Source organism: Christiangramia sabulilitoris (assembly GCF_007050985.1).
GTDB classification, from domain to species: Bacteria; Bacteroidota; Bacteroidia; order Flavobacteriales; family Flavobacteriaceae; genus Christiangramia; species Christiangramia sabulilitoris.
In genome coordinates, this window is record NZ_VHSF01000002.1 from 418,169 (window position 1) to 430,746 (window position 12,578).

General features: G+C 38.2%; 12 protein-coding genes and 4 tRNA genes. 1 reads left to right on the top strand and 15 read right to left on the bottom strand.

From position 1 onward, the window contains the following. Window positions 1–57: 57 nt before the first annotated feature. From FGM01_RS08360 to rpsU, 7 genes are all read right to left on the bottom strand, one after another. A tRNA-Thr gene (locus tag FGM01_RS08360) sits at window positions 58–129 on the bottom strand. A gap of 187 nt (window positions 130–316) precedes the next feature. Continuing rightward, window positions 317–389: transfer RNA gene (locus tag FGM01_RS08365), tRNA-Gly, on the bottom strand. A gap of 123 nt (window positions 390–512) precedes the next feature. Continuing rightward, window positions 513–594 (bottom strand) — tRNA-Tyr (locus tag FGM01_RS08370). A 313-nt stretch (window positions 595–907) separates the two neighbouring features. Beyond that, window positions 908–981, bottom strand: a tRNA-Thr gene (locus FGM01_RS08375). 103 nt (window positions 982–1,084) lie between these two features. Beyond that, window positions 1,085–1,387, bottom strand: coding sequence for a ribosome hibernation-promoting factor, HPF/YfiA family (gene hpf, locus FGM01_RS08380; protein ID WP_143410726.1), 303 nt, complete (start codon window positions 1,385–1,387; stop codon window positions 1,085–1,087). Between the two features lie 35 nt (window positions 1,388–1,422). Continuing rightward, on the bottom strand, window positions 1,423–2,313 hold the full coding sequence (locus FGM01_RS08385) for a tyrosine-type recombinase/integrase (protein ID WP_143410727.1): 891 nt from the start codon (window positions 2,311–2,313) through the stop codon (window positions 1,423–1,425). A gap of 90 nt (window positions 2,314–2,403) precedes the next feature. Further along, window positions 2,404–2,598 (bottom strand): 30S ribosomal protein S21, encoded by a 195-nt coding sequence (gene rpsU / locus FGM01_RS08390; protein ID WP_143410728.1) that lies wholly within the window; start codon window positions 2,596–2,598, stop codon window positions 2,404–2,406. A gap of 149 nt (window positions 2,599–2,747) precedes the next feature. Here rpsU and FGM01_RS08395 point away from each other — a divergent pair, with 149 nt between their 5' ends. After that, window positions 2,748–3,626: an MBL fold metallo-hydrolase gene (locus tag FGM01_RS08395; protein WP_143410729.1), complete on the top strand. Its 879-nt coding sequence runs from the start codon at window positions 2,748–2,750 to the stop codon at window positions 3,624–3,626. A 139-nt stretch (window positions 3,627–3,765) separates the two neighbouring features. Here the strand turns inward: FGM01_RS08395 and FGM01_RS08400 are convergent, their stop codons facing one another. The 8 genes from FGM01_RS08400 to FGM01_RS08435 form a co-directional block, all read right to left on the bottom strand. Beyond that, window positions 3,766–4,932: an acyl-CoA dehydrogenase family protein gene (locus FGM01_RS08400; RefSeq protein WP_143410730.1), complete on the bottom strand. Its 1,167-nt coding sequence runs from the start codon at window positions 4,930–4,932 to the stop codon at window positions 3,766–3,768. 93 nt (window positions 4,933–5,025) lie between these two features. Beyond that, window positions 5,026–5,889, bottom strand: a complete 864-nt coding sequence (locus tag FGM01_RS08405) for a ComEA family DNA-binding protein (RefSeq protein WP_143410731.1) — start codon at window positions 5,887–5,889, stop codon at window positions 5,026–5,028. Between the two features lie 11 nt (window positions 5,890–5,900). After that, on the bottom strand, window positions 5,901–7,982 hold the full coding sequence (locus FGM01_RS08410; protein ID WP_143410732.1) for an amino acid carrier protein: 2,082 nt from the start codon (window positions 7,980–7,982) through the stop codon (window positions 5,901–5,903). A 150-nt stretch (window positions 7,983–8,132) separates the two neighbouring features. Then, window positions 8,133–9,143: a potassium channel family protein gene (locus tag FGM01_RS08415; protein ID WP_143410733.1), complete on the bottom strand. Its 1,011-nt coding sequence runs from the start codon at window positions 9,141–9,143 to the stop codon at window positions 8,133–8,135. After that, window positions 9,140–9,370: a PspC domain-containing protein gene (locus FGM01_RS08420; RefSeq protein ID WP_143410734.1), complete on the bottom strand. Its 231-nt coding sequence runs from the start codon at window positions 9,368–9,370 to the stop codon at window positions 9,140–9,142. Before FGM01_RS08420 ends, FGM01_RS08415 begins: the two co-directional genes overlap by 4 nt. Window positions 9,371–9,379: 9 nt before the next feature. Then, on the bottom strand, window positions 9,380–10,660 hold the full coding sequence (locus FGM01_RS08425) for a DUF2851 family protein (RefSeq protein WP_143410735.1): 1,281 nt from the start codon (window positions 10,658–10,660) through the stop codon (window positions 9,380–9,382). Window positions 10,661–10,707: 47 nt separating this feature from the next. Further along, complete coding sequence (locus FGM01_RS08430; RefSeq protein ID WP_143410736.1) at window positions 10,708–11,403, bottom strand: SGNH/GDSL hydrolase family protein; 696 nt, start codon at window positions 11,401–11,403, stop codon at window positions 10,708–10,710. Between the two features lie 128 nt (window positions 11,404–11,531). After that, complete coding sequence (locus FGM01_RS08435; RefSeq protein ID WP_143410737.1) at window positions 11,532–12,512, bottom strand: PLP-dependent cysteine synthase family protein; 981 nt, start codon at window positions 12,510–12,512, stop codon at window positions 11,532–11,534. Window positions 12,513–12,578: the final 66 nt, after the last annotated feature.

The window sequence follows — 12,578 nt, forward strand, 5'->3', positions numbered from 1 at the left end:
AATTAATACTTATTTAATCTTAGTTATATATTAGTGTTCAATTTTATACAAAACTAGAGCCAACGACGGGAATTGAACCCGTGACCTCTTCCTTACCAAGGAAACGCTCTACCCCTGAGCTACGTCGGCCAGACAATTGACTGCTTTAAACAGCGATATCCATAAACCTAACAAGGGCTTATGGAAAAGATCAGGATTGAGGTAATACAGCCGAAATAACCCATTATTAGTAACCTAACAAATAGTCCATCAATTAAAAAATTTTAATCTCAAACTATTTTACGACCGGGGGAATATCCTGATTCAATTTATTTAGAGCGGGAGACCGGGTTCGAACCGGCGACATTCAGCTTGGAAGGCTGACGCTCTACCAACTGAGCTACTCCCGCATTACATTTATTTAGAGGATTATCAAATAAATTTGATGATCCGTAAGGGCGACCCCTTACCAAGCTTCTTATTCAATCGCTTTAGAAAATGAATTTTCTACGCGATCTTCATAAAAATCTTTGTGGGGAGAGCAGGATTCGAACCTGCGAAGACGTAGTCAGCAGATTTACAGTCTGCCCTCGTTGGCCGCTTGAGTATCTCCCCAATTTCACACTATTTCATAGAACCGTAGCTGAAACAGCTAAGCTTCCAATGGTTTTTAAAACGGGTGCAAATTAAAGCAATTTTAAAGCACCATCCAAAGCATTTTTTAAAATTTCTGAAGATTATTTTTCAATCACTTAAACCTTAAGGCATTAAGATTTAAAAAATCTTCGAAACTTCGGTATTTTCAGTATTTCAAGAGCCGATGGAGGGACTGCCTTCGACTTCGCTCAAGATAAACTTCTCGTCCCAAATTGCTCTTCAGGATTAAACCTTAAAACAAATCCCTTGCGATTTAATTTCAATATTTCAGAGCCGATGGAGGGACTCGAACCCACGACCTGCTGATTACAAATCAGCTGCTCTAGCCAGCTGAGCTACATCGGCAATTATGCTTAATTTTTCAGCATAAAAAAGTCCGCTATTTCTAACGGACTGCAAATGTATATAAATTATTCCTTTATCAAAAAATAATTTGAAAAAAATTCACTTAAACATGGGCGCTCATTTTTTCCTTTCGTTTGATAAGTTGTCTTTGTAATGAATTAACACATTCATCTACACAGGCTTCAAATTTACTGCAGGTTTTTTTCACTATTAAATCACCTCCGGGGACGCTTATTAAGATCTCTGTAATCTTATTCTCTTTAGCACTTGTATTCTGGACCTTGAAAAATACATCAGCATGAATTATTTTATCAAAATAGTTTTCTAGTTTATCAAGTTTTTTCTGGGTGAAATCAATCAGTTTTTGATCGGCATTGAAGTTTACGGACTGCAGATTCATTTTCATATCCAATAGAATTTAATTAAACAAAAAAGTTTATGTTATTTCTTATTATTCCGGGGATGAGCCTGCTGGTGAATTTTGCTCAATTCAGCGATACTGTTGTGAGTATAGACTTGAGTCGCTGCCAGGCTGGAGTGCCCTAACAATTCTTTCACCGCATTTAAATTAGCTCCCTGGTTCAATAAATGAGTGGCGAACGAATGCCGCAGTATATGCGGGCTTTTTTTAAGCTTGCCAGACACCTTACTAAAATAATTATTTATAACTCTATAAACAAAACTTTCATAGATTTTATCTCCATTGGTGGTCAAAAAAAGAAAGTCATCGTAAATTAAATCTCCAGCCTTCTTCCTGTGGTCAATATAAAGCCTCGCAGTTTCAATCACAGACTTAATTAACGGAATATATCGCTCTTTATTTCTTTTACCGAGTACTTTTAAATTTCCAGTCTCAAGATCAAGATCCTGGATTTTTATATTTATCATTTCAGCTCGCCTTATTCCCGTAGAATAAAATAACTCTACCATAAAACGATCTCTTAATCCTTCCCAGGTAGAAGTATCTATGTTCTCCAGCACCCTGACGATCTCATCCTCTGAAAAGGGAATCTGCACCTTTCTTGATGTTTTTAACGCTTTATGCTTGACCAAAGGAGAGGCCTCAAGTTGTTTTGTTTTTAGTAAGAATCGATAAAAGGTTTTTAAGGTGGAGATTTTCCTGTTTATCGTGCGGTTAGTGACACCAGATTCTGAAAGCTGTACAATCCAATTCCTTATCTGGGCATAATTGACCTCCAGAAGGTCATCCTGATCATAGACAAGCTTTATAAAAACCGCGAATTCTTTTAGATCTGCCTTATAAGCAGTAATGGTATGAGCAGAGTATTTCTTCTCCAAAAGGAGATAATCAAAAAAGGCAGAATTGGGCATAAAAAAACTGTTGACATACAAAGTTAACAAACTTTATATACCAACAGTCTTTAAATAGTGTCGATAGATTTTACAATCTTCTAGTAGTTACTAGATATCTTCTGCGTCTCTCAGGTGCTGGATGTATTCAGCTTTCTGAATCTGAGCTCTACGCTCAACAGAAGGTTTTGTAAAATGTTGACGCTCTCTTAGCTGACGCATAGTTCCGGTCTTGTCGAACTTACGCTTAAAACGCTTAAGAGCTCTATCTATATTTTCTCCGTCTTTAACTGGTATAATTAACATAGTGTCATCACCTCCCTTCTTTTGGAATCGGCTGCAAAGATAACCCATTTCTATAAACACCCAATACTTTTACTAATTATTTCTACCAAAGTATTTTCCAAACATGTAAAAAATCTATTCTGTAAATTAGATTTTAAAATTTACAGAATATGAAAACTTATTTAAAAGCCTTTTCCACCTTAATTATAATGTCTACCTCCTCCCTTTTTGCCTTTCAGAACATGCAGGATGTGACCATCGAGGTTATTCCGGTAAATGACAATATATATATGTTAAAGGGTGCCGGAGGTAACATTGGAGTACTTACCGGAAAAGATGGAGTATTCATGGTAGATGACCAGTTCGCTCCACTTACCGAAAAAATTAAAAATGCGATAGGAACCATTAGTAATGAACCAATACGCTTTTTGATTAATACACATCACCACGGTGATCACACCGGCGGAAATACAAATTTCAAAAATGATGGCGCCCTGTTAATGGCCCACGAAAATGTTAGAAAAAGGTTGAATAAAGAAGATACTGACCAGGAAAACAACGGTCTGCCCGTCCTTACTTTTAATTACATGATGAACCTGCATATTAATAAAAATGATATTGTAATTGCCCATGTTCATAATGCACATACCGATGGCGATGCATTGATCTATTTTCCCCAGAGCAATGTTTTACATACAGGAGACACTTTCTTTAATGGTATGTTCCCATATATCGACCTGGAAAGTGGTGGAAGTGTAGACGGATATATCAAGGCTGCCGAAACAGGAATTTCCATGATCAATGAGAATACGAAAATCATTCCCGGCCATGGAGCGATCGCTAATAAATCTGAATATGAAGACTTCCTGAATATGCTTAAGACTATTAGGGAGAATGTGCAGACAGCAATTGAAGGCGGCGCGTCTGAAGCCGAGATCATAAAGAATGAAGAACTTTCCTCCGAATTCTTTACAGATCAGGAAGCCTCTGAATTCTTTATCAACGGACCTAAAATACGCAGTACTTTCTATAAAAGCCTGAAAAAATAAACCCCGGACTAGATACGGGGTTTATTTAAAATTATAGTCTTTTGCGTAATAATTATTTCGCAGCAGGTTTGTATTCCTTTTGATCAATCACCATTTTGGCAAATGGAAAAACCATTTTCGCCAAAGTGATCATTCAATCTTACTTGGCTGCTGGCTTGTATTCTTTTTGATCGATCACCATTTTGGCGATAATCTCTTTCAAGATTTCAGAAGTTCCACCACCAATTGGGCCCAATCTGCTATCCCTGAACATTCTAGCCAGAGGGTAATCTTCCATATAGCCATATCCACCAAGCATTTGCAAGCATTTATACATTACCTCATCTGAGATTTTGGTAGCTAAAAGCTTAGACATACTGGCTTCTTTCACTACATATTCTCCATCATTTAAACGTTGAGCGGTAGCGTAGTTAAACTCCTTAATAACTTCCACTTCACTTACCATTTCTGCAATAGAGTGTCTTAGAGCCTGGAACTTGTCCAAAGTTTTCCCGAAAGCTTCACGCTCCTTCATATAACCTAAAGTATAGTCCAGGGCGAATTCAGACCTGGCATGAGCATTTATTCCCATGATCAAACGTTCCATGGCGAAATGCTGCATGATATAACTAAATCCCTTACCTTCTTCTCCCAGTAAATACTCTTCGGGAACCTCTACATTATCGAAAGCCAGTTCTGCCGTATCTGAAGCTCTCCAGCCAAGTTTATTCAACTTAGTTGCAGAGATACCATCAAACTCTTTATCTACAAGGAAAATGCTCATTCCCTTATTCCCCTTTTCCGGGTTTGTTTTTGCAGCAACCACGTAAAAGTCTGCGTAAACACCGTTGGTAATAAATGTTTTTGAACCGTTGATTATATATTTATCACCTTTTTTTACCGCCGTGGTTTTCATTCCGGCAACGTCTGAACCTCCAAAAGGTTCAGAAACACAAAGGCAACCAATTTTCTCTCCATCGATGGCTGGTGTCAGATATTTCTCTTTCAAATTGTGATCTGCTTCCACCTTAACATGAGTCATTGCCAAGTAAGCATGCGCCCACATTGCAGCAGCAAAACCTCCTGAATTGATCTTCTGAAGTTCCTCCAGGAAAATAACGGTATAAAAAAGATCAAGTCCCATACCTCCATATTCTTCAGGCTGGTTAAGACCAAAATATCCCATCTCACCGAACTTTTTCCAGATAAATCTTTCTATAGTCCCGTCCTGCTCCCATTTATCGATATGTGGCACCACTTCCTTTTGAAGAAATTCCTGAAAACTCTTTCTGAACATGTCATGTTCTTCTGTAAAATATCTACTCATTTTATTTTATATTATTGAAAACTCCCTGTAAGAAGAGAGACCGTATTATCAAATTACATTATTACCAATTTGAGCAATAAATTTTGTCAAATTTTAGTTTAAGGCCAAATATAATTTAATCCTATCAATTTTATCGGAAGGAAACTGGTCTATTTTTGCTAATTCTTCAAAAGACTTAATCCCTTCGTGCAATTTGCGATAGGTAATAATTTCTTTGGCCAGTTGCTGGTTAATATATGGTATTTCAAATAATTCTGAAGCGGATATGGTATTGATATTTTTGATCTTAATATCAGGTTTTGTAGCGATCCTGAATTTTTGATTTATGCTATTGATCACCTCAGGAGATAAACCATAAACATCCTGCAACTGCGAGCGATCAACAAAACCTCCAATACTAGATCTGTATTTTATTATTCTTTGAGATAGAATTTCGCCTATACCATTTATTTTCTGAAGATCTTCTGCCGAAGCAGTATTTAGGTCCATAAGAATGATTTCACCATGAACAGCAACTTCGGGTTGATTCTTTGCTTTTTGCTTTTTCACCCATTCGGGGAATCTGAATGAGGGTGATATCTTAGCTAGGAGGCTATCAGAAATACCCGTCACCTTTTGAAAATCCTCAATTGAATTTACCCATTTCCCCTTTCTGCGGAATGCGAGCAACCTATCTATTTCGTCCGGGCTCATTCCAATGTGATAACCTTTAAAATCTGAGAGGTAATTCGGATTAAATGGATAGACTGTGTCCCTCCTTTGAACTGTTACCCGATTAAGAGAGTCCAGTTGTTTTCGAAAAGATTCTATTTCATGCTGATCAACTACTTTAGGCCGTGATTTTGGGAAGGGGTCAAAAAGCAGAAAAAACTGCAGAATAATGATCAATATTACTAAAACAAAAATCCCATTCTGCTGACTTCTGGTAAGTGCAAAATGGGATTTTAAGAACTTCATTATATATAGACCTAACTGGCTACTTTAGCTTTTTCTGTTTTTTTAAACAGTTCTCCTGCTTTTAACCTATGTCTGTATTCCTTGAGGTCATCACTTACTTCACCTATCATGAAGTATAATCCAATGATATTAGGGAAAGACATGGCCAGGATCATCATATCTGAGAAATCAAGAACTGCTCCTAAACTTACAGAGGCTCCAATTACCACAAATACAAGGAATAGTACCTTATAAACGATCTCATTCTTTTTACTCTTCCCGAATAGGTAAGTCCAGGCTCTCATACCGTAGTATGACCAGGAGATCATCGTAGAGAATGCGAACAAAAATACTGCGGTTGCAAGTACGTAGGGGAACCAGGAGATTACACTACCAAATGCAGTAGACGTAAGCTCTACTCCTCCTACACCAGCAACTTCATGCATTCCTGTAAAGATTAGCACCAGGGCAGTTAAGGTACAAACCACAACTGTATCGATAAAAGGCTCTAAAAGGGCCACAAATCCTTCAGATGGCGGATGATTGGTTTTCGCAGCAGAGTGAGCGATTGCAGCAGAACCTACACCAGCCTCATTTGAGAATGCTGCTCGCTGGAACCCAACAATTAGAACTCCTATTACACCACCCTTGAGGGCACTAGGGCTGAAGGCTCCATCCCAGATCGCTGAAAATGCAGGACCAATATTTCCGAAGTTTACCCCAATAACCACCAGGGCACCCAGAACATAAACCGCTGCCATAATTGGTACAATCTTACCGGTTACTTTAGCAATACTACTAATTCCTCCAATAATAACGACACCAACTAACACCGCTACTACCAATCCAAACCAGAAACCATTTCCAACCAACATTGGAAACTCACCGGCAAGAATAGAAAAGGACTGGTTAGCCTGGAACATGTTACCTCCACCAAAGGATGCTCCAATTGCGAGTATTGCGAAGAAACCTGCAAGGAATTTCCCAAGACCTCTTTTATTTCTTTTTTCAAGACCGTATCTCAGGTAGTTCATAGGTCCACCAAATACACGACCTTCAGAATTTATAAATCTATATTTTACACCAAGTGTACATTCCACGAATTTAGAAGACATCCCCAGTAAACCAGCAAGAATCATCCACATGGTCGCTCCTGCTCCTCCTAATGAGATAGCTACGGCCACACCGGCGATATTACCTAGTCCAACAGTTCCGGAAACCGCAGTCGCCAGTGCCTGAAAGTGAGTTACCTGTCCAGGTGCGTTGGGATCATCATACTTTCCCTTGGCAAGCTCAAGTGCATGTTTGAATCCTCTAATGTTGATAAAACCTAGTCTGATGGTAAAGAACAAAGCTCCAAGAACCAGCCATACTACGATAAAGGGAATATTTTTTTGCTGTGGATCACCGTTTGGATGCAACAATACGATTGGTTCATCATATTCGATACTGGCAAAATACTGGGCACCCTGCTCAATAACATCCTCCTTATTTTCTGAATTATAAATGGTTTCGCCTTCATTAAGAAAGTGATTCAGAGAACCATCTGCATTTGCATAAACGTTGAAATTCTGGCCGTTCTTGGAAACAACAGCTACAAGATCTCCTTCCTTCACATGCTCTCCTTCGGCGACTTTCCATTCGCTAAGAACAAATTTCACATTTTCTTCCTGTGGATCCCAGTTAGGAGCTTCTATCCTCTTGATATCGGCATATACTTTTGGATCGTAAATTCCCATGGCCGAGAAAGGATCCCAGAAAAGTACATTCCCCATACTCTCTACGATAGGGGCAAATGTTCCGTTAAAGTGTTCTGTGATAGCGTCTGCCTCAACTGTATAAGATTTTTCAACCTTATTACCTGCGCTATCGCTAACAACTACATCATATGAAATACCCTCTGTAAGGCCCTCTGCTCTATTAGATTCGAGACTAGTAGACTGGTTTGACCATTTATACTGGTAAGGAGGAGTTCCTCCAGTAACATCCAGTACGATAAACCCGTTATTGATAACATTTGAAGGGTTAACAACCTTCTCTTTTACGACTAGTTCTTGTGCAGACAATGCAAAAATTGAAAATAAAAAGAACATTGAAAGTAGGTACTTTCTCATATAGATTTTCGTTTATTAGATAAAGTTAAAATTTTAGCCGGTGAATATGCTAAAAAATTAGCCTAAATCAAACTTTTGGGAGTTAAAATGTGAATTTATTGTTAAACAGAATTTTATCCTGCGGTATACTATTTTAGTCTGTTTTCCGGTTTAGACATGGTAGTATTTTTTAAGACTTTCAATTTGATCTGGCCTGCCTATCATGATCAATTTAGATTCTTTTTCAAGTTTTAAGGATGGCTCAGGATTCACCACATAATTACCTGAGGGAGATTTATAACCAATTATAGAACAACCGGTCTTTTTCCTGATATCAGTTTCAGCAATCGTTTTTTCCACTCCATCTGAACAGACTTTTGAAAACGGGATCTGCTCCACGTTAATACTGTCATGCCTTCCCGAGACAGAAAGGTTATCCAGAAATTCCACCAGATCTGGAACAACCACCAGTGACGCCATATGACTTCCTCCAATCCTGTCTGGCATAATTACATTATCTGCCCCGGCGAGTTTCAATTTTTTATAACTGTTCTCCTCGGTGGCCCTGCTAATGATCTTCAGGTCCTTTTTTAACTGCCTGGCTGAAAGCACAATGAACAAATTATCTGCATCACGGGGCAGCGCGCAAATTAAGGTAGATGCTCTTTCTATTCCTGCCGTTTGAAGCATCTCATCTTCGGTTGCATTTCCTACTATATAATTTAGATCTTTATTCCCAATACCCTGGAAAACTTCTTCATTCCTTTCAATGATAACAAAATCCTTTCGGTAATCGATTAGTTTTTGCACAGCTTCTTTTCCATTCTGTCCATATCCACAAACGATAACATGATCCATAAAAGAATCAATTCTTTTTTTCATTTTATTACGCTTTAGATTACCAATATTATTCTTGTTTAAAACATATTCAGTTATTGTGGAAAGACCAAAACCGAATATAAACAGTCCCGAAATTATAAAAACCGAAGTAAAAAGCTTACCGTACGGCCCCATTGGCTGCACCTCTCCATAACCAACCGTACTAAGGGTAATTATAGTCATATATAAGGCATCTACCCAGGTGTGATCATGCAGATATCGAAATCCAATTAACCCGGTAAAAAACACCAGGATAATTAATACAATCGCAAGTTTTAATTTTGAATCTAGCAGTCTGGTCATAGATCAAATACAGAAGTTCTCTTTGTATAAATAAGGTCTTTTAGTTTTAGCCAGAAGGCCAGGGTAAGATAAATTATAAAACCTGCTCCCATTGTAAAGAAGGAGGTATAAATAAAAAAGAGTCTGACGTTCTTCGCCCGCATACCCAGTTTATCTGCCAGACGCGAGGAAACGTAAAACCCATGCTTTTCCAGGTAATGTCTAATGTTTGAAACAAACGTTGTCATACCACAAATTTAAATGTATTTAGGAGATTTCTTCAACAATGAAGCGCCCAATTCACAATGCAGGCATTTATTTAAACTGCAATAATTATTTTTTAATTGTAATAAAGCCTGGGAATCCATGGCATTTTTAGCCAATCCCGGTCTCAATTCATTAAAAACCTGGATCACAGAATTCTTTTCATTTTTTATTCCTGTAATTAGATTCATCGTAGCCGCCGCATACCTATCACCAATAAAACGACTATAGCAGTGTTTTAGAGGTATTATGCAATTTATCAATAAAAGATCGATAAAATCTGAAGTTAAATTTTTCGCTCTGGCTGCATGGTTTTTTCCAAAATTATAGTGAGTTTGCCAATATTCTGAAATATTCACTGAAAGTATCCTTTTTAATTCTTCCGCAGTATTTGCCTGCATTAGATCCTGGAACAAGCTTTTGTTTTCTGAATAAAGCGCCGCTAATTGTGCCAACCGTATCGTGGGGAAATTATCAGGTCTTAGTCTGAAGAATTTAGGCTTCTCCAGGTGATCATTTTCCAGTCGATATTTGTGCTTCAGGTAAGAATACTCTTCTTGAAGCTTTTCGCCATAAAGGTCACCAAACTTTATCAGCCCTGCCTGACCCAGAAATAGTGCTTCCAGAGAAAAGCAGGTGCTGGTTTTCTGAACGATCTTAAAATCCAGGTTGCGTGCGAGGCTTAGAAAAGAGTCAGAATTTACTTTTAGCCCGAAACTTCTGAATAACATAAAGTATAGCACTGCTTCCCAATCGTTACCAGTTTCCTTAAGCAATTCCGGTATCTGTGCAGATTTAGCCTCCAGCCTCTCAAAATAAAGTCGCTCCAGCCAATGGGTTACCTGGAATTCAGGAAAATTACTAAAATCATTTTCGCAATTCAATTTTGTGTGTTGCTTCAAAAGAAGTTTCTCATAAGCTTGCAAAATTTCGGCATCAACCCGTGAATTCAATACCAGCGTTGGGATAACAGAATTGTCCTGCCTGTAAATCTCAACGTCATGATCCCAGACCACATGAAGTATAACATTATCATAATTAGGATCGGCTTCATGACGGTGGAAGTACCAGTCTGAAGATCTCAGGTGCATCTCAACGTTGCCCGCCCATAAATGTTCACCTATCTGGATTTGCGCATTAAAAAAATCCGGGCCCGAAAGATAGTTTTGTGATCCCGGGTGGATAATATGAATGCATTCACCTTCTGATGTTTCAATATCTACGGTATCAAACTTCTGAAACTTCCAAACATGATATAAAAAATCTTCCTTCACTATTCAAATGTATTAATTTAAACATTTGAATATCAGATTTTTATATTTTATTCAGGGAGTTTTTCTGCTACCTGATTTACAAAAGTCTGCACCCATTCTTCATACATTAATCCACTAGGATGAAGATTATCGCTGGCAATTAATTCCGGGTTATCCAATCCCAGCCTGGAGATAGGAGTAATATTATAGAATGAAACATTAAACTCTTCTGCCACTCTTTTAAAAACCTCGTTAAAACGATCGATCTCTGCACTGATCTCTTCTTTTCTGGCCTTACCAAAAGGAGTATATCCATAATCTGGTATACTCACCGCGAAAACACCCTGCTCTTTGGTTTTGGAATGATTAATGGCTTTACGGAAGATAGTTCGCATTTCATCTTCATATTCTGTAATTAATTTATTCTGGTATTGATTATTAACTCCTATCAGGATAGAAACCAGGTCGAATTCACGATGTATACTAAGCTCATTATCCATTCCTCTTAATAAATCTTCGGTAGTCCATCCGGTTTTCGCAATTATCTTAGGAGGTGCTAGTTTATAATTGCGTGCACGCAATTCTTCAGCTAGTTGAACCGGCCAGCGCTCATTTTCCATCACACTTTCACCGATAGTGTAGGAATCGCCAAGGGCCAGGTAAGTATAATTAGGGTTCTCTGGCGCTTCATTACTGGTTACATCTAAAGTAGTATTGCAGGATACCAGGATAAGACTGAAAAATAAAAAGTAGATTTTCTTCATAACGAGTTTTTACGGTTTGAAAATAGAATATTTGTTACTAACCTGAAATAAATCTGCAGGCTTTTCCTTATTACGGGCATAAAAAAACCCCACTGTATAGTGGGGTTAATAATAATAAGAGTTTAAATCTATTCTATATAGCCCATTTTTCTCATCCAATCGTCGTTATACATTTTACCAACATACCGGCTTCCGTGGTCATGAAAAAGTACCACTACTACATCATCTTTGGTGAAATGATCTTTTAACTGTAGCAAACCTTTAACTGCTGCTCCTGCACTATTCCCAAGGAAGAAACCTTCTTCCTTGGCAAGCTTCTGAGTATAAACCGCCGCATCTTTATCGGTTACCTTGGTAAAACCATCAATAACATCGAAATCAACATTCTTTGGAAGTATATCCTCTCCTATTCCTTCGGTTACATAAGGGTAGATCTCTTTCTCATCGAAAATACCAGTCTCATGATATTTTTTGAAAACAGAACCATAAGTATCTATTCCCCAGATCTTAATTTCCGGGTTTTGTTCCTTAAGATATTTACCAACCCCAGATATGGTTCCACCGGTTCCAACACCTACTACGAAGTGAGTCACTTTTCCATCAGTCTGTTTCCAGATCTCAGGTCCGGTAGTTTCATAATGTGCCTGCCTGTTTGCAAGGTTATCATATTGATTCACATACCAGGAATTAGGGGTTTCTTCAGCTAATCTTTTCGAGGTTGAATAATACGATCGTGGATCGTCTGGTTCAACATCGGTAGGACAAACTACTACCTCGCTGCCAACAGCTCTAAGAATATCCATTTTTTCCTTGCTCTGCTTATCACTAAGCACGCAGATCATCTTGTAACCTTTGACGATGGCAACAAGAGCTAGTCCCATCCCCGTATTTCCTGAAGTTCCTTCAATTATGGTACCTCCTGGCTTCAACAGACCTTTCTTTTCAGCATCTTCGACCATTTTTACAGCCATACGATCCTTCACCGAATTACCAGGATTAAAAGTTTCATATTTAGCAAGTACCAGGGCATCGATCTCCTCGACGGTCTTGTTCATTTTAACAAGCGGAGTATTTCCTATGGTACCCAGTATATTTTCAGCGTATTCCATTTTCAAATTTTAAGACTGCAAATGTAAAAAATCCTAAGGCCTTAATCCAAGGATAGTAAGGCTTAT

Excerpts from the sequence above, each read along its gene's own strand:
- hpf (WP_143410726.1), bottom strand. The coding sequence starts at position 1,387 with ATGAAAATGAATCTGCAGTCCGTAAACTTCAATGCCGATCAAAAACTG.
- FGM01_RS08385 (WP_143410727.1), bottom strand. The coding sequence starts at position 2,313 with ATGCCCAATTCTGCCTTTTTTGATTATCTCCTTTTGGAGAAGAAATAC.
- rpsU (WP_143410728.1), bottom strand. The coding sequence starts at position 2,598 with ATGTTAATTATACCAGTTAAAGACGGAGAAAATATAGATAGAGCTCTT.
- FGM01_RS08395 (WP_143410729.1), top strand. The coding sequence starts at position 2,748 with ATGAAAACTTATTTAAAAGCCTTTTCCACCTTAATTATAATGTCTACC.
- FGM01_RS08400 (WP_143410730.1), bottom strand. The coding sequence starts at position 4,932 with ATGAGTAGATATTTTACAGAAGAACATGACATGTTCAGAAAGAGTTTT.
- FGM01_RS08405 (WP_143410731.1), bottom strand. The coding sequence starts at position 5,889 with ATGAAGTTCTTAAAATCCCATTTTGCACTTACCAGAAGTCAGCAGAAT.
- FGM01_RS08410 (WP_143410732.1), bottom strand. The coding sequence starts at position 7,982 with ATGAGAAAGTACCTACTTTCAATGTTCTTTTTATTTTCAATTTTTGCA.
- FGM01_RS08415 (WP_143410733.1), bottom strand. The coding sequence starts at position 9,143 with ATGACCAGACTGCTAGATTCAAAATTAAAACTTGCGATTGTATTAATT.
- FGM01_RS08420 (WP_143410734.1), bottom strand. The coding sequence starts at position 9,370 with ATGACAACGTTTGTTTCAAACATTAGACATTACCTGGAAAAGCATGGG.
- FGM01_RS08430 (WP_143410736.1), bottom strand. The coding sequence starts at position 11,403 with ATGAAGAAAATCTACTTTTTATTTTTCAGTCTTATCCTGGTATCCTGC.
- FGM01_RS08435 (WP_143410737.1), bottom strand. The coding sequence starts at position 12,512 with ATGGAATACGCTGAAAATATACTGGGTACCATAGGAAATACTCCGCTT.